This window comes from Pseudomonas sp. JZ134, from assembly GCF_051027695.1.
Taxonomy (GTDB): Bacteria; Pseudomonadota; Gammaproteobacteria; order Pseudomonadales; family Pseudomonadaceae; genus Chryseomonas; species Chryseomonas luteola.
Genome location: NZ_CP069251.1, coordinates 576,415 through 592,839, shown reverse-complemented (window position 1 = coordinate 592,839; position 16,425 = coordinate 576,415). Strand labels below are relative to the sequence as shown.

The window sequence follows — 16,425 nt, the reverse complement described above, 5'->3', positions numbered from 1 at the left end:
ACACTATTTTCTCGAATCGAGTGAAAGTGTTATCGCGTCATGGCGGTGTTTACCCGCTCGAAGCACTCCTACTATCGGCACAGACGTTCCCGATACTGCTTTTCAACACTGGGAACGCATCACTCCAACCGATAGCAGGAGAATCACCATGATGTACGACTGGAACACCTATCAGAAGCAACTGGTTAGCACCATTGGCGAAATTGGCAAGCTGAGCCCTGATACTGTGCGCGGTTACTCGCTCTTGAGCGAGGCGGGTAACAAGACCAATCACCTAGATGCCAAGACGCGTGAGTTGATTGCGCTGGCCGTTGCCGTCACCCGTCAATGCGATGGCTGTATCACGGTCCATACCGATGCCGCTATCAAGAAAGGCGCCAGTAAAGAAGAAATTGCCGAAGCGCTGGGCGTAGCGGTAGCAATCAATGCGGGTGCGGCTATGGTGTATTCAGCCCGTGTAATGGATGCGTACGCGGCCAAGACTTCCGTGTAGCGAAAGCGGATCTTCTTACAGTACTCCTGGCCGCTAATCGAATTTTGACGATATCGATTCGCTGCCAGGATGCTTTTGTAAAAGTTACCTTTGAAGATAACTAATAATTCGATACCTCGATTAGGTTACCGTCCGGGTCTCGAAAATAAACCGAGACGATTGCTCCGGTGGCACCGGTACGCCGTACCGGTCCGTCAATCACTGTAACGCCTGTCGAATGCAGATGGGTCACGACATCCTCAATAGGCATACGGGTAATCAGACAAATGTCGACGGCACCCGGTGTCGGCTTCTCGGCTTTGGGCTCGAACTCCTTTCCCGCTTCATGCAGGTTGAGTTTCTGCTCACCAAACGCCAAGGCCTTACGTCCTTCGCCAAATGTGATGACGTCCATGCCCAGCACACAAGTATAGAAGTCACAGGTCCGCTCAAGGTTGCGAACGGTCAAAACAAGGTGGTCGATCCTGTCGATCTGCATGGCGTACCTCTTGTGCATCGGACGCTGACAATGGTGCGATTTATAAAGCCTTTGCTGTGAACATGCCCAACAACGGCTTATTCAATAGCTTATCAGTTATAATACCAGCCCATATATATGTGCATACTTGAAAGACACATTTGAGCAAAGTAAACAGGTAACCAAGTTAGCCGCCGTTGCTCATGAGCTCCATGCTGAAAGCATTCAGCTAGAGCGATTTGATGTACCTTGGATATTAAGAAAAAAGTTGCCTTTGGCTACTCAAGAAATACTCCAGCCCTGCCGTTAACCATCGACCCTTTCTTGGTTTAGCCGGTGCATCATGTTCAATGCTCGCTTGAAAAAGGACTTGCAAGTCCAGGCCGAAGAGCTGACAGCGTTACGTCAGATCGTCAATGGAATGAATGACTCCATGGTTGCCTTGACCCTTGATCCTGAGTTCCGTATTCAGAGTGCCAACAGCAAATTTCTTCAGACGCTGGGCTACTCGGCTGACCAGGTGATAGGGCGTCCGATGGCGGATATCGTGCCTCCCTATGTGAAGACGCTGCCATGCTTCCACAATTTTCGTGCAGCCGTTGCCAAAGGGCTCCCGGTCAGTGACGAATATCGCTATATCCGCAAGGATGGCACGCTCGCTTGGCTAAGTATTCATTGGCAACCTGTACGGGACCAAGAGAACAAACTTTCCTATATCCAGGGCTTTGGCAAGGAAGTAACCAAAACCATCGAACTAGCCAAGGAGAACGAGCATTTCATCAATGCATTGCTGCGCTCTACTGCAGTCATTGAATTCAACCTTGACGGTACGGTGATCAAAGCCAACGACTTGTTCCTCAGGACGATGGGGTATTCAGAGCCGCAGATAGCAGGTAAGCACCACCGTATTTTCTGCACACAGCAAGAAGCATCCTCTGCAGAGTATGAGGCGTTCTGGGCCAAGCTGAACCGGGGCGAATTTGTTGCCGGCCGCTTCAGGCGAGTCGATAGCCACGGTGCCGAAGTCTGGCTCGAGGCCACGTACAACCCGGTCTATGACTCACATAACCGGCTTTACAAGGTCGTGAAATTCGCAACAGTCGTGACGGATCAGGTACTTCGGGAGGCCGAGGTGCGCGAAGCGGCCGGAATAGCCTTTGATATCTCCAGGCAAACAGACATCATCGCTCAGCGGGGCGCTGCGGTCGTGAATAATGCCGTCGAAACCATGCAGCAGATTTCGGTTGAAATGCAGGCTGCTGCCGAGGGGATCGAAGCGCTGGACCGGCAGTCACTGCTGATCAACTCTATCGTCCAGACAATTGGCGGCATTGCTGCCCAAACCAATCTGCTGGCGCTTAATGCCGCAATCGAAGCCGCTCGTGCCGGCGAGCAGGGGCGAGGCTTTGCCGTGGTCGCTGATGAAGTACGGCAACTGGCAGGGCGTACCAGCTCGGCGACAGAAGAAATTGTAGGCGTCGTGCAGCAGAATCAGAAAATGACCGAAACCGCCGTACGCGGCATGGCCAGCAGCCGTGAACAGGCCGCGCGGGGACTGGATCTGGCTGCACAAGCCGGTACGGCGATCGTCGAGATTCAGGAGGGGGCAAAACAGGTCGTGGGAGCAGTCAAACGGTTTGCCAGCGAGCTCTAGTCGGTATAAGTCTGGTGTAGGGCCAAGCTGCTTTATCTATAGCAAAAGGCTTACACAAGCGTGGGAAAAGCAGCGCTATTACTCAGCTAAGTCATGGCCTAATCTACACATATTGGATGGAGCGCAGGACGCGCTCAGTCAGGTCAAGGATGATGACCAAGCCAGGATGGCAGCTTGATATGGATATCGAGCACGGTCAGCAAAAACCCGCTTCGGCGGGTTTTTTGTTTCCTACAAAATAGCCTCGCTTTAGCAGAAAAAGTCTGTCGCACAGGAAAGGCCGGATTAATTGTAGGAGTCTTGGCTAACATTGGATGTTTGACTCAGATCAGTTTTAAAGCCTCTTGCTACATTAATTCGCTGCGCTGGGAGCATGGCCAAAATGGCGGCGAAAGGCCCGGCTGAAACTGGCGCCGTCCGAGAAGCCCACCCGGTGAGCAATAGTAATCAAATTAAACTTTCGTTCGTTGATCAGCTGTTGTGCCTTGAGCATGCGTCGGGCAGCTATGTATTGCTGAGGGCTCAGGCCTGAGAGCTGTTTGATCAACACATACAGATGGCTTGTGCTGACATGGCAGAGGTTGGCCAGTTCTTCGTTCTCTATAAGCCGATGCATATGATGATCTATATAATCATCAAGGCGGGCTTTTTCGAGCCTGCCTGATTTTAGAGAGGCAACGGGTGTATATGCTCCCTGTAGTATCAATTCTCCTAGAAAAGCCGAGATCAACTGATATTGAAGTACCGGCATGGTATGGCTGTTCAGGTGGCGAACCTGATAGTCCGTCCAGCTTAGCAGATTTAGCACACCCGGACTTGGAGGCAGTAGAGCAGGCTCGCTCAGCAGTCGCGATTCGATAGAGACCGTGCAGGCCTCCTCAAAGGCCTTGATGAAGGCGTCTTCGACGTTGAGGTCGATTACCAGCAACTGGCACCGCTCGGAGGCACCGCGATACCGGTGTTCGGTATCGCAGGGCAAGAGGCCAATGGCGCCACGCGCGACCTCTCCGCTGTTGGCAGGCAGCTCACAATGCATAACTCCTTGTTGACCAATCAGTATCTGGGGATAGCTATGGGTATGGACGCCATGGCTGGTCGCAATGAGATTAGTTCGGAAGGAAGTCTGCACAGCGCGTAAACCTAATAGTTTGAGACAAGGCTGTCATAATCTGGGTCAACATAGGCTTGCATTAGCATACTAGGCTGGGGGCTCGTTTGATGTCGAGCACCTACTATGTATCTAGACGCAAAACAGTTGGCTGAGGCCTTGCCTTGGCCTGCGCTTATCGAGGCCCTTTCCCGAATCTTCACGCGTACGGCCCACTCGCCGGTGCGCCATCATCACCGTATCGAAGTACCTGGAGATCCTGCTGCCATGCTGTTGCTGATGCCCGCCTGGATCGAAGGTGAGTATGTGGGCGTCAAGCAGGTCAATGTCTTTCCTGGTAACAACGCTCGAGGCAAGCCGGGCTTGAGTAGCCATTACCTGCTCAGCTGTGGCAAGACAGGTCTCCCGCTAGGTCAGTTCGACGGAAATGAACTGACGGCACGCCGCACCGCAGCAGCTTCGGCACTGGCATCAACGTATCTTTCCCGGCCCGACTCGAAAACACTGCTGATGGTTGGGGCTGGGCGTATGGGACATTATCTTGTTCCTGCCCATCTCTCGGTAAGGCAGATCGAGCAGGTCAGAGTTTACGATCGAAACGAGGTTTCTGCCGAGCGTTTTGCCCAGGAACTCATCCAGCAGGGAATAGTAGCGCAAGCAGTACGGCCGGATGAACTTGCGCAGGCTGCCGTAGCCGCCGACATCATTAGTTGTGCAACGCTTGCTAATGAGCCTGTGATTAAGGGCGAATGGTTGAGCCCCGGGGTGCATGTGGATCTGGTGGGCAGCTTTACTCCTCAGATGCGTGAGGCAGATGATGATGTGGTTCGCCGCTGTGCAATTTTTGTCGATACGCGCGAAGGTACACTTTCCGAAACGGGTGATTTGATCACCCCCATCAAACAAGGCGTTATCACACCGCAGTCCATTCAAGCCGAATTCAGCGACCTCTGCAACGGTAAGCACAAGGGGCGCGCTGCGCTGGAGAGTTCTGATGCTGCAATGACATTGTTCAAGTCTGTCGGCGCCTCTGTGGAGGACTTGGCTGCCGCCATACTGGCCTATGAACGTTCATCGGCAAACAGGTAGGCGCATCATGGAGGCTTTAGATTCGTTGCGCTGTGCGGTTATTGGGGCTGGCCTGGTTGGACTTTGCACGGCGCTAGCGCTGCAACGGCAGGGCCGTAAGGTCACGTTAATAGATGCTGGCAGGCCGGGTGAGGGCGCATCTTGGGGAAATGCCGGGTTTCTTGCAACGGAGTCGATTGATCCATTATCCACTTGGGGCACACTCAAAAGTGCGCCACGTCTGCTGCTGGACAGGCATGGGCCATTAGTTATTCCCAAGGCGAACCTTCCTGCCAGTTTGCCCTGGCTTGCACGTTTTACTCGGGCAGCCGGTCCCGCCATGGTCAATGCTTCCCGAACAGCCTTGGCCGACTTGAATCGCCAGGCAGTACCGGCTTGGCAAGCGTGCCTTTCCTCCATTGGGCAATCCGATTTGTTGGTGAGGTGCGGCTATTTGCTGGCCTGGGAGTCGGCTGCGGGCCTATCGGCTGCTCGCCGCGAGGTTAAGCACCTGCAGGCATGGGATCAGCCTGTAGAGCTAATCGGGAGACAGCAATTGGACGATATGGAGCCTAATCTAGCGGGCCGTATGAGCCATGCCCTGCATTTTCCCGAAGCCTACCGTGTACGTGATCCCGCCTGGTTGGGTGCGGCGCTGTTTGAGGCCTATACCTCAGCAGGCGGCGTGTTTATGCAGCAGCCAGTTGCTGCGATACGGGTAGTTGATGCTCACCATATCGAGCTTCAGCTTGGCCTGGAAACCCGAATGTTCTCCAAGGTGGCCCTTTGTGCCGGCGCAAGCAGCGGTGAACTGCTAAAAACGCTAAGCATGAGCGTCCCGCTGATGGCTGAACGGGGCTATCACCTGAGCGTGCAAAGCTCTGAAACTTTTCTGAATCGCCCAGTCTGTTCGGTTGATCGTCGGGTGTTTTTAAGTCCGCTAAATAGCGGTTTCAGAGTTGTCGGTATCAGCGAGCTGGGCGGGCTGACCTTGCCGGCCCAGCCGGCTCGATTCGAAACATTACGCCATCATGCCCGTCAGTTATTTCCACACCGTAGCGAGTTGATCAATCAGGCCAGTGAGTGGATGGGAAAGCGGCCTACGCTTCCTGATTCGCTTCCGGTCATCGATGTACATCCGGATCATGCCCATCTCGGGTTTGCATTTGGTAACCAGCATTTGGGTCTTACCCAGGCTGCCATTACGGGGCGGTTGCTTAGTCAGCGGCTGATGGGTATGCCTTGTGACCTCAACCTCAAGCCCTTTCGAATAACTCGATTCTAAGCGGCCAGCGGATCGGCCGCCCTCGCAACCATAACACCGTTGCGTTTCAACACCTGCCTATAAAACTTATAAAGGGTAATAACTATGCCTTCTCAGGGTAGATTCAAGCGGAACCTGTCACTTGTCGATCTGACCCTCATAGGGTTGGGCGGAACCTTTGGCTCCGGCTGGCTCTTTGCGGCCAGTCACGTGTCCTCCATCGCAGGGCCGGCCGGAATTCTGTCTTGGCTTATTGGTGGCTTTGCTGTGCTGCTGCTGGGCATTGTCTATTGTGAGCTGGGTGCTGCTCTGCCAAGAACCGGAGGGATCATCCGGTATCCGGTATATTCCCACGGACCGCTGATGGGGTACCTCATGGGCTCGATCACGGTGATTGCTTTCACGAGCCTTGTAGCCATCGAAGTCGTTGCTGCGCGCCAATATGCGTCTGCCTGGTTTCCCAGCCTCACCCAGGTGCAAGGGGGTAGTCCAACACTACTCGGATGGCTGGTTCAATTCGCGTTATTATGTCTCTTCTTCAAGCTCAACTATTCAAGCGTCAAGACGTTTGCAAGAGCGAACAACTTTATCAGTGTGTTCAAGTTCTTTGTGCCGCTGGCGGTAATCGTGGTGCTGTTTGCGTTTTTCAAACCTGAGAACTTTAGCGCACAAGGGTTTGTGCCTTTTGGGCTTTCAGGGATTGAAATGGCGGTTTCGGCAGGTGGGATCATTTTTGCTTATCTGGGCCTGACACCGATCATCTCGGTTGCAAGCGAAGTGAATAATCCGCAGAAAACCATACCGATTGCACTGATCCTATCGGTTCTGTTTTCTACGTTGATCTATGTCTTGTTGCAGATAGCCTTTCTGGGAAGTGTTCCTGCCGAACTGTTAAGCAAGGGATGGCAAGCGGTCAGCCAGGAAATGAGTCTTCCCTTCAGGGATATTGCGATTCTGCTTGGCATGGGCTGGCTGGCTTTTCTGGTGGTATGTGATGCGGTAATTTCACCCACTGGATGCGGAAATATCTATATGAACGCCTCTCCCAGGGTCGTTTATGCTTGGGCCAAGAGCGGAACACTGTTTAAGCTCTTTACCAAGGTCGACACCGAGTCGGGCATTCCTCGACCAGCGCTGTGGTTGACATTCGGGCTATCGCTGCTCTGGACACTGCCGTTTCCCTCCTGGGAGGCCATGATCAATGTGGTATCGGTAGCGCTGGTTCTGAGCTATGCCATCGCACCACTTTCAGTGGCAGCCTTACGCCGTAACGCGCCTGACTTGCCACGTCCTTTCAAGGTCCGGGCGTTCGGAGTAATCGGGCCGGTTTCATTCATGGTTGCGGCGCTTATCGTTTACTGGTCCGCCTGGAGTACCATAGTCTGGCTGCTGGGGCTGCAAATGGTAATGGCGCTGATCTATGTGTTCTGTGGAAAGTGGGCGCCGACTCGTGACGTAAGCCTGAAGCAGCAGATAAAGAGCGCGGCCTGGTTGGTTGCGTTTTATGCTGGAATGATTGGCCTTTCCTACCAGGGAAGCTTTGGTGGCACTGGTTGGCTGACCCATCCCTACGACATCGCAGTCATAGCCTTGTTTGCGCTGGTCATCTACTACTGGGGCGCCGCTAGCGGAGTGCCTTCGCATCTAGTGGACCTGGACAGCGATGAATCGAATGCGGGCGCGGCAGTCGTCGAAGAACACGGCCCGTCTAAGAATATTCCTGTCATGCCGTTACGGTAGTTGATGCTGAGCCTCTGTAAGGTACCGCACCTGTATTGCCTGAGCGTTATAAGCAGCATCATGGATTTGATCGCCTGGTTATCCTGTCCTTTGTCTCCCGGTTGGTCACGCCGGCCGGCTCTCCTCGGCTAGAAGGAGGAGGGCCTTTCAGCCTCTAGACGGAAGAGCGGTGTGTTAAAGAAACGTAAGCTGAGCCGACCGGTTGAGTATCGATCAAGGACAGAGAAGAAGGATTGAATTCAAGGATCAGTGAGGGCTCGGCGTCATCGTCATCTATTCCCTATATCCTATTCATTACGCTCCGGACAAACGTGTTTAGGGTAGGTCTTTGAGCAGTGATACATCCCAAGCACATTCAATAAGAAAGTAATCGCTCGGCTCGGGATAAGACATGAAAATAACAAACCTGCGTAGTTGTTTTTCGCTTGCAATAGTGGGTGCTGCTTTATTTAACGTTGAGCATGGTTGGGCGGCCTACTCAACTGACCATAAAGATTCAGCAGACCGTCGTGCCGAAGCTGCTGTCAAGGCGATGACCATCGACGAAAAGATTTCGCTCTTGCACACCCAGGTGGGCTTTCCGTTTCCAATCGGCAATACGCCCAAGCCTGACGGAGCTGTCGGCTCGGCAGGCTATGCTCCTGGGGTTCCTCGCCTTGGCATCCCTGCGTTGCAGGAAAGTGACGCCAGCATGGGTGTGGCCAATCCTTCAAACATTCGCCCAAACGACAATGCCACGGCCTTGCCTTCCAGCATGATGCTGGCTGCTACATTTGACCCTGATTTGGCTTACCGAGGTGGCAAGGTTATCGGCACCGAAGCACACGCCAAGGGTATCAATGTCATGTTGGCTGGCGGCGTCAATCTGGTTCGGGAACCCCGCAGTGGTCGTAACTTCGAGAATGTGGGAGAGGATCCTCTACTGGCAGGCATCATGGGAGGCTACTCCATCAAAGGGATACAGAGTAAGCACGTTGTCTCGACGATCAAGCACTATGCCTTGAACGCTCAGGAGACGGGCCGCGTGGCGGTGAGCTCCGATATCAAGGAAGGGGCCGCACGTGAGTCCGATCTCCTGGCCTTCGAGCTGGCTATCGAAAAAGGTCAGCCGGGCTCGGTGATGACTTCCTATAACCAATACAACGGCACCTATACCTCGGAAAATGCCTTTCTCATCAATCAGGTCTTGAAGGGTGACTGGAAGTACAAGGGCTGGGTCATGTCCGACTGGGGCGCTACTGCCAGTACTGAGAAAGCAGCACTTGCAGGACTGGATCAGGAGTCCGGTGAAAATTTGGACCCAGTCATCTACTTTGGCGAGCCTTTGAAGCAGGCTGTGCAGGAAGGACGTGTATCCCAGGAGCGGCTGGATGATATGGCCATGCGCGTGGTGCGCAGCCTGTTTGCTGTGGGCGCGGTTGATCATCCGCCCAAGCTGACCGACATAAACTTCAAGGCTCATGCCAAGGTGGCTAAGGCGACGGCAGAGCAGGGTATCGTACTTCTGAAAAACGACCGTAATCAGTTACCGCTCTCACGTACGTTAAGACGTATCGTTGTGATAGGTAGCCATGCGGATGCCGGTGTTTTATCAGGTGGCGGCTCTGCCCAGGTGACACCCATCGGAAGCCTGGTTCTGCCGGCGGGTTCTGATTATGTCAGCCAGGTTTATCATCCCTCATCACCGTTGAAGGCCATCCAGGCCGAAGCGCCACGCGCTCAGGTGGTCTATGACAGCGGAGAGGATATTCAGCGGGCGGCCAGACTGGCCAAAGGCGCAGATGCCGTTATCGTCTTCGCTCAGCAATGGGCAACCGAGGGAGTCGATGTTCCTGATTTAAGCCTGCCTGATAATCAGGATGCCTTAATTGAGGTGGTTGCTAAGGCCAACCCAAAAACAACCGTTGTGCTTGAGACAGGCGGACCCGTAAAGATGCCTTGGCTCAACCGAGTGCCAGCAGTACTGGAGGCCTGGTATTCTGGAGCCAAAGGCGGTGAGGCCATTGCGGGTGTCCTGTTTGGCAGTGTCAACCCATCTGGTCGTTTGCCGGTTACCTTTCCCCAGGATGAAAGCCAACTGCCACGGCCTACCATGCGTGACCCTTCAACTACAACCTCCAGTCCCTTTGTAGTACCTGAGGAGTTTTTCTCAGAGAACTACAACATTGAAGGTGCTGACGTGGGCTACAAATGGTATGAGCGAGAGGGCAAGAAGCCGCTATTTCCGTTCGGCTATGGACTGTCCTATACCCAGTTCAAATACAGTAACCTCAATGCCGAAACACGTGGCAGCAAGCTGGTGCTGAGCATGGACGTCACCAACCGTGGGCGGGTTAAGGGTATCGATACGCCGCAGTTCTATATCGAAAACCCATCCAGGAAAAACGGATTCACGAGTCGCCTGGTAGGCTGGGATCGCGTTGAGCTCAAGCCAGGGCATACCAAGCGGGTAAAAGTGACGGTTGATCCGCGTCTGGTTGCCCGGTTCGATGAGCGGTTCAACAGCTGGCATATCCATGCAGGGAGTTACAACGTAAGTGCAGGCGCTAATGCAATGGATCGTCCGCACAAGGTGCGAGTACGGCTCGACGAGCGTTATCTGGCACCCTAAAAGGTAAGCGCCGTAGCCTGTGCTGCGGCGCGCCTGCCAGTTACGGGTAGGCCTGACAATGACATCTAGAGGCCTGCCCTGTTATCTCAATTGCTCGCCGTAACCAGCCGGAACCGGCCTTCCGCCTCATGCTCGATACGCACGTCCGCGTAGTGCGCAAGGCCAGGATGGGCGACATCCAGTGGTGTTTTGTGAGTGGCCGTAATGACCACTACATCGGCGCCAGCAGCCTGCGCCGCCGTAATGCCTGCATGAGTATCCTCAAATACCAGACACTCACTGATATCGACCCCAAGGGCTTTGGCGCCTGCCAGGAAGCAGTCAGGGGCGGGCTTGCCATGCTCAACGTCCTCAGACGAAATGATGACGGCAGGCAGCGCCATACCCGCAGCGGCAAGGCGTGCCTCAGCCAGACGACGTGAGGCTGAGGTCACTAGTGCCCAGCGGCCTTCCGGCAGGCTGGCAAGAAAGGCTGCCGCTCCCGCAATTTCCCTTACATCCGAGGTGTCGGCTATCTCGGCCTCGGTAATGGCCCGCGTCTCTGCCTCAATGTCCGCGCCGGGTGGCGCAAAACGGCGAACGGTTTCCACGGCGCGTACGCCATGCATGACGGCAATAAGGTCAGCCGGGTCAAGGCCATGACCCAATGCCCACTGCGTCCAGGCACGCTCAGCGGAGGCGATGCTGGTCAGCAGTGTGCCATCCATATCAAAAAGAAAGGCAGAATAGGGTCGCGTGGGCAATGTCATCCGTAGCTCTCGGGATAAGTGAATGAGTGGCGTACCGCATAGTACCGAACCCGTCCCCGGTGCGTCAGTAAGTGTGTTCCGCTCTGCATCGCCGGAGCGGGATCTACTCCTACTACGTTGCATAGTTAGGTCCATGGTGATCCAGAGTCCGCTTGATGCTGGTGAGGTGCAGACGAGCGCTTTCCAGGTCGCCTTCGCGCATCTGCTCGGCGGTCTTACGTATGATCGCAGGGCCACGCGAGCAAGGAGCCTACCTGGCTGTGCTCATTGCGCGTATCTGTACCTTCGCTGACCGCTCCAGGTAATACAAGTCACCCCAGGCTTCTGCGATGGCACTGCTATTCAGCCTTTCTCATGACAACCCAGAGCAAGGCCATGGAGCGTCTCGTCGATGGTGACCCTTCGATGCGATATGGCCCGCCGGTGCTTCAGAGCTGGGTTTGAAAGTGTCATGCTATGAGCCATGCATTCTTTTCAGTTAACGTCTGGCTATTGGAGCAGGGCATAAATATCAGCAATGCTTACCGGCTTGGTAAAGTGGTAGTCGAAGCCGGCCTGCAGGGCCTTTTCCTTGTCCTGATCCTGTCCCCAGCCCGTGATCGCGATAAGCAGCGTGTGTCTGCCCTCCGGCAATGCCCGAATAGCCTGAGCGACCTGATGCCCCGTCATGCCGGGCATACCTACATCCAGCAGCATCACGTCGGGCTTGAGCGTTTTGAACAGCTCCAGCGCCTGAAAGCCGTTGTAGGCTAATGAGACCTCATGGTCTTCCAGGCGCAGTAGCTCGGCCATGGTTTCCGCTATGTCAGGGTTGTCATCGGCAACTACGATGCGGCGATGTGCCGCTGTCGAGACGGCAGGCGCTGAGACGACGTCGTGCGGTGCCTCCAGCGTCTCATCATAAGGCAGGCTGAGGGTGAAGCAGGCGCCCTTGCCTGAGCCCTCACTAGCAACAGTAAGCGTGCCGTCATGCAGTTGAGCCAGGGATTGAGCCAGTGCCAATCCAATACCCAATCCGCTATTGGTTTCTTCGCTGGATCTGGGAACCTGTACAAACATCTCGAACAGGGAGGCCAGGGCGTCAGGCTCAATGCCAATCCCATTATCTGAAACAGTGATGCAGGCCTTGTTGCCATTAAGGGCTGTGGTAACCGTAATCCGACCTTTCTGGGGTGTATATTTGGCTGCGTTGCTCAACAGGTTGATCAGAATCTGTTCCAGTCGTAACGGGTCCACATTCAGAGCGACAGAGTCTGAAGGGAGCTCGACAGTCAGCGTGTGCCCCTTCGTCTCGAACAGAGGCTTAGTCGTTTCGACGGCGGCACGTATCACAGAGGCTAGCTGCGTGGGCTGCTTACGCAGTTCGATCTTGCCGCGGGTTATCCGGGAAACATCAAGCAGATCGTCCAGTAGCATCCCCATATGGGTCACCTGACGCTTGATGACGTCCTGGCTCCACCGGCGCTGCTCTTCGCTGATTTGACCTGTTTCCAGCAGGCTGACTGCCTGACGAATAGGCGCCAGCGGGTTTCTCAATTCATGGGCCAATGTCGCCAGGAACTCGTCTTTCTGGCGATCAGCCTCGCGAAGCTGCTGCTCCTGAAGTTTGCGCTCACTGATATCGGCAAACCAGACAGCAATATTGTTCTGGAACGGCGTGGCTACGATATGGAACCAGCCCTTGCAGGTGCTCGTTTGTACCAGCGACTCGAGCGATCTAGGCTCGCCGCTGATCATTGTTTCACGTAGCGCATGATAGATGTCGCCCTGCGCCCAACCAGACAGCACTCCGCTAACGGGCTTGTCTGTAAGCGCCGCTGCACGGGAGCGTAGGGCCGTCGCCCCAGCGTCATTGATATAGACCAGGGTGAAGTCTTCAGCCGATGTTTGTGCCTCTGTAGCAGGAGAGAGAATGGCGAAGGGAATAGCTGAAGAGTTAAGCGCTACGTGAAGTTGCTGTTCGGAGCGCCGGGCTTTTTCCTGTTGGCTGGCGCGATCTATAAAGAGGGCAGCTGTCGCTGCGCAGATCTCGACCAGCCGAATCTCCCGTGGTGAAAGCTCATGGGTCTCTCTGAACAGCACCGTTAGCCAGCCCAGTGTGTCCTGACCATCACGCCGTATCGTTACATCGTGATGCGTTCTGAAACCCTCAGCGCGCAGCCGGCTTGAGTGCTCTACCAGGTTGCCCTGCACCTGATCATGGAGACATGACACCGGTAGGGCAGCATCTGATATTCCTTTGCTGACCAGCCGATCGAGCGCTGGTGCTGTACCTTCCAAACCGATGAACCCTCCAGGTGCGTTCAGCAGCTCGCAGACCAAGTTCAGAATCGCACTTAACTGGTCGTGCAGCGACGATAACTGCAGCAGGCTTTGACTGAGTGCATAGAGTCCTTCCAAATCTTCGACTTGCTGTGAAAGAGCCGTCTGGGCTTTTTGCAGGCGTGATACTAAAAGGTCACGTTGGTGCTCGCTCTCCTGGCGTGCCGCCGCCGATGTGATCAGCGCCTGGGCCACGTCATCGATCTCTCGAATCTCGGTTTCCGGTAGATGAGGTGCCTGGTTCTGACCCATGGCCAATGCAGCATGCCGCAAGGCGCGCATCGGGTTATTGATGCGGCGCGAGGCATATCGTGTGGCCAACAGCGCGACAATCAGGGACAACAGAAGGCCTCCACCATAAATGGCAAACGCCTTGAGGGCCCCCTTGGCAATATCGTGTGCGGGAATGCCCGTTGCGACAAACCATCCGCTCTGCTTCAAATGCACATAGGCGGAATATACCCTTATACCTTCTACCGTCTGTGTCAGCCCGCTGCCTTCGTTTGTGTTCTGCTTGACCATTGCCATCAGTGAAGGGGCAGCAGGTTTGCCCAAGGTTTTCTCATGGTCGCGCGTACGCGCAATGCGGCGCCCATTGGCATCGACTACGGTGGCGACCCAATCGCTGGGCAGACGTCGAAGGTTGATAACGTTAGAGATCACCTCAGGCTTGAGCACCGCCGTTAAGACATAAACCAGCTTGCCATTGCGCATGACCGGCATACGCAGGGGGATGGCCAATGTGCCTGAGGGGCCTGCCGCCAACTGGCCGATCGCAGGTTTGAGAGTGCTTACGACCTGCATAAAACTTTCCGGTTCTGCCAACGGGCCGTCTGCACTCACATGATGGGCGGTAATCCTTCTCAGTACCTGACCATCCGGTGTGGCAATAATGACGGTTTTCCAACCAGGCACCAGCGGGACGACACGGCGGACCAATTCCTGATAGCTGTCGAGGTTGCCATCATCGAGAAAAGGAGACTGCGAAAGGGTTTGTAGCAGGTCCAGCGAGCGGTTAATTTCAACGTCTACTGCCGTTGCTGTCAGGCGCGTGGCCTCGAGGCTCCGCTGCTCGGCTATCGACTTCTGCTCATGAATGATGGCCACCAGACCAAGCCCGGCAATCAGCGCAATTGGCGCAATGCCTGCCAATGAAAGCGTCAGAAGACGTCTGCGTAGACGAACCTTGGGGGTGGGCTTGCCGGGTAAAGCCAAGGGTAGATCCTCAACAAAGGTAAAGCCTGCTGCGCACGAGCATTCCAGCCAAGGCTGACTAGACGAAGCCCTTTTATGATACGACATCTAGCGCAGCGGCCGGTGCTTTTGATCATCCGGCCATATACAAGCTATTCGAAGAGGTAGAAATACACGACTCCTTTTTCTGAAGCACAGGCGGCCATTCTCTACGAAGGGGTGCGATGGAAACAGGCAGCGGAGCATGCAATAGAAGGGAAAGCTAGTCGAGCAGGAGTCTATTACCTAGATGAAAACTATTTGCGGGATGGATGGCCACTGGTAGCTTGCACAGCATTTCAATCTTCGCAGCCTTGAGCCCCACCTTATACCTTCTTTAATACCTCTTGGTAATAGACGGCTTGGCTTGATAAGCGCAGTATCAAGGTGGCAAACGGCTATTCCCTTTTACGCGTTTTACCTTTTTACTAGTGTCGGCTGGCTTGATTGGCTCTAGAAAAGCCTTCAGGACATGAGGCCGTCCTGAATTCCATGCTGTCTGCCTCTAGTAACAACCGACTCATATTAAATGGATGTTCTTATGTCTGGCATGCCTGATGATGACGATGACCAACTGAACCGTCGTGTCGAGTGCGAAGAGTGCGGTGAGCTCCGGGCTTGTATTTATTCGCTTCATCCGGAGAGCGACTCGCTTGCCTGGCTCTGTCCTTTTTGCAAGGCCGAGCTCCAAACTCAATAGTGTATGGACAACAAGGCGTATCGCTTGAGCAGGTAGCGTTATGTTATGCCTCTGATTCTGCGTGTTTGAAAGTGTAAAAACCTGAGGCCGCCTGGTTTTTACAGGCGGCGTACCCGCGGATCAGGTGTACGTTTTTCCAGCTGCGGGCAAGCCCAGTCCACGAAGGCGCGCACACGGGGCGAAAGCTGCAGGGCGTGCGGATAGACCAGATGAATGGGCAGGTCCGCAGGTTCGAACGATTCGAGGACTCTGATCAAACGACCCTCAGCAAGCTCATCGGCAACCTGATAATGCATCAGCCGTGTGATGCCCAAGCCTTGCAGGCAGGCGAGGGTGGCTGCTCTAACCTGGTTGCAGACCAGCCGAGATGTGATGGATTCGGCTAGCTCCTTTCCGTTGTGCCGGTAGTACCAGTGCCGGCCTTGTGATGACAACAGGATGCAAGCATGTTCACGCAATGAGCCTGGGTTATCAATGACAGGTGAGGCGCGAAGGTAATCAGGGCTGGCACAGGTAACGAGGCGGGTACCTCCTATTCTCCGTGCGATCATGGTCGAGTCACGAAGATGGCCGATCCGCAGGGCAAGATCGAGGCGCTCATCCAGCAGCGGGAGGATCTCGTCGCTTAACGTCAGTTCGGCGCTTGCCTCTTCATGCTCCTTAAGAAAGTCGTTTAGGACAGGTGCAACGTAGCGTTGTCCGAATTCGACAGGCGCCGTTAGCCGGAGCACACCTCTAACTACGCCATCGCGAGCTTCCAGGCGCTGCTCCATGTCGTCGACATCAGCCAGCATCCGCTGACTCCAGGCAAGATACTCCTCACCCTCGACAGTAAGGGCCATACGGCGCGTACTGCGGTTCAATAGCCGAACCCCCAGATGACGCTCCAGGGCCGCCAGTGAGCGTACAAGCGACGCCACCGACTGGCCGGTTGCCTCTGCCGCTGAACTCAGGCTGCCGTTTTCCACTATCCGAATGAAATTGGCCATCGCCTTGAGCTTGTCCATTGCTGCGCCTTTATCTGTG

11 protein-coding genes and 2 pseudogenes are annotated in these 16,425 nt (G+C 54.7%); 7 read left to right on the top strand and 6 right to left on the bottom strand.

Going from position 1 to position 16,425, the window contains the following annotated elements:
• The first annotated feature begins 151 nt into the window (after positions 1–151).
• Positions 152–493: a carboxymuconolactone decarboxylase family protein gene (locus JQR86_RS22140; RefSeq protein WP_026003721.1), complete on the top strand. Its 342-nt coding sequence runs from the start codon at positions 152–154 to the stop codon at positions 491–493.
• A 100-nt stretch (positions 494–593) separates the two neighbouring features.
• Here the strand turns inward: JQR86_RS22140 and JQR86_RS22135 are convergent, their stop codons facing one another.
• Positions 594–971, bottom strand: coding sequence for a VOC family protein (locus tag JQR86_RS22135; RefSeq protein ID WP_434155070.1), 378 nt, complete (start codon positions 969–971; stop codon positions 594–596).
• A 322-nt stretch (positions 972–1,293) separates the two neighbouring features.
• Between JQR86_RS22135 and JQR86_RS22130 the strand changes: the two are divergent.
• Positions 1,294–2,055 (top strand): annotated as a pseudogene (locus JQR86_RS22130) (PAS domain-containing protein); the annotation flags it as partial.
• Positions 2,035–2,604 carry a methyl-accepting chemotaxis protein gene (locus tag JQR86_RS22125; protein WP_376739000.1) on the top strand — a complete coding sequence of 190 codons (570 nt, stop codon included), beginning with the start codon at positions 2,035–2,037 and terminating at the stop codon, positions 2,602–2,604. The pseudogene JQR86_RS22130 and the gene JQR86_RS22125, both read left to right, overlap by 21 nt.
• A 352-nt stretch (positions 2,605–2,956) precedes the next feature.
• On the opposite strand, the gene JQR86_RS22120 is transcribed toward JQR86_RS22125, so the two are convergent.
• Positions 2,957–3,733, bottom strand: coding sequence for an AraC family transcriptional regulator (locus JQR86_RS22120; protein ID WP_010798642.1), 777 nt, complete (start codon positions 3,731–3,733; stop codon positions 2,957–2,959).
• 105 nt (positions 3,734–3,838) lie between these two features.
• Here JQR86_RS22120 and JQR86_RS22115 point away from each other — a divergent pair, with 105 nt between their 5' ends.
• The 4 genes from JQR86_RS22115 (at position 3,839) to JQR86_RS22100 (ending at position 10,395) form a co-directional block, all read left to right on the top strand.
• Complete coding sequence (locus tag JQR86_RS22115) at positions 3,839–4,801, top strand: ornithine cyclodeaminase family protein (protein WP_434155069.1); 963 nt, start codon at positions 3,839–3,841, stop codon at positions 4,799–4,801.
• 7 nt (positions 4,802–4,808) lie between these two features.
• Positions 4,809–6,065: an NAD(P)/FAD-dependent oxidoreductase gene (locus JQR86_RS22110; RefSeq protein ID WP_434155067.1), complete on the top strand. Its 1,257-nt coding sequence runs from the start codon at positions 4,809–4,811 to the stop codon at positions 6,063–6,065.
• A gap of 84 nt (positions 6,066–6,149) precedes the next feature.
• On the top strand, positions 6,150–7,784 hold the full coding sequence (locus JQR86_RS22105; RefSeq protein WP_434155066.1) for an APC family permease: 1,635 nt from the start codon (positions 6,150–6,152) through the stop codon (positions 7,782–7,784).
• Between the two features lie 391 nt (positions 7,785–8,175).
• Positions 8,176–10,395 carry a beta-glucosidase gene (locus tag JQR86_RS22100; RefSeq protein WP_434155065.1) on the top strand — a complete coding sequence of 740 codons (2,220 nt, stop codon included), beginning with the start codon at positions 8,176–8,178 and terminating at the stop codon, positions 10,393–10,395.
• Positions 10,396–10,481: 86 nt separating this feature from the next.
• Here the strand turns inward: JQR86_RS22100 and JQR86_RS22095 are convergent, their stop codons facing one another.
• The 4 genes and pseudogenes from JQR86_RS22095 to JQR86_RS22080 all read right to left on the bottom strand — a co-directional run bounded on the left by JQR86_RS22095 (position 10,482) and on the right by JQR86_RS22080 (position 16,406).
• Entirely contained in the window at positions 10,482–11,144 is a 663-nt protein-coding gene (locus tag JQR86_RS22095) for an HAD-IA family hydrolase (protein WP_010798637.1), read from the bottom strand.
• 112 nt (positions 11,145–11,256) lie between these two features.
• Positions 11,257–11,475, bottom strand: a pseudogene (locus tag JQR86_RS22090) (aldolase); the annotation flags it as partial.
• 158 nt (positions 11,476–11,633) lie between these two features.
• Entirely contained in the window at positions 11,634–14,681 is a 3,048-nt protein-coding gene (locus JQR86_RS22085) for an ATP-binding protein (RefSeq protein WP_434155062.1), read from the bottom strand.
• Positions 14,682–15,497: 816 nt separating this feature from the next.
• Complete coding sequence (locus JQR86_RS22080; RefSeq protein WP_434155060.1) at positions 15,498–16,406, bottom strand: LysR family transcriptional regulator; 909 nt, start codon at positions 16,404–16,406, stop codon at positions 15,498–15,500.
• Positions 16,407–16,425 lie beyond the last annotated feature (19 nt).

Bases quoted from the DNA above. Each gene is read 5' to 3' on its own strand.
- JQR86_RS22115 (WP_434155069.1), top strand. From the start codon at position 3,839: ATGTATCTAGACGCAAAACAGTTGGCTGAGGCCTTGCCTTGGCCTGCG.
- JQR86_RS22135 (WP_434155070.1), bottom strand. From the start codon at position 971: ATGCAGATCGACAGGATCGACCACCTTGTTTTGACCGTTCGCAACCTT.
- JQR86_RS22140 (WP_026003721.1), top strand. From the start codon at position 152: ATGTACGACTGGAACACCTATCAGAAGCAACTGGTTAGCACCATTGGC.
- JQR86_RS22105 (WP_434155066.1), top strand. From the start codon at position 6,150: ATGCCTTCTCAGGGTAGATTCAAGCGGAACCTGTCACTTGTCGATCTG.
- JQR86_RS22100 (WP_434155065.1), top strand. From the start codon at position 8,176: ATGAAAATAACAAACCTGCGTAGTTGTTTTTCGCTTGCAATAGTGGGT.
- JQR86_RS22095 (WP_010798637.1), bottom strand. From the start codon at position 11,144: ATGACATTGCCCACGCGACCCTATTCTGCCTTTCTTTTTGATATGGAT.
- JQR86_RS22110 (WP_434155067.1), top strand. From the start codon at position 4,809: ATGGAGGCTTTAGATTCGTTGCGCTGTGCGGTTATTGGGGCTGGCCTG.
- JQR86_RS22080 (WP_434155060.1), bottom strand. From the start codon at position 16,406: ATGGACAAGCTCAAGGCGATGGCCAATTTCATTCGGATAGTGGAAAAC.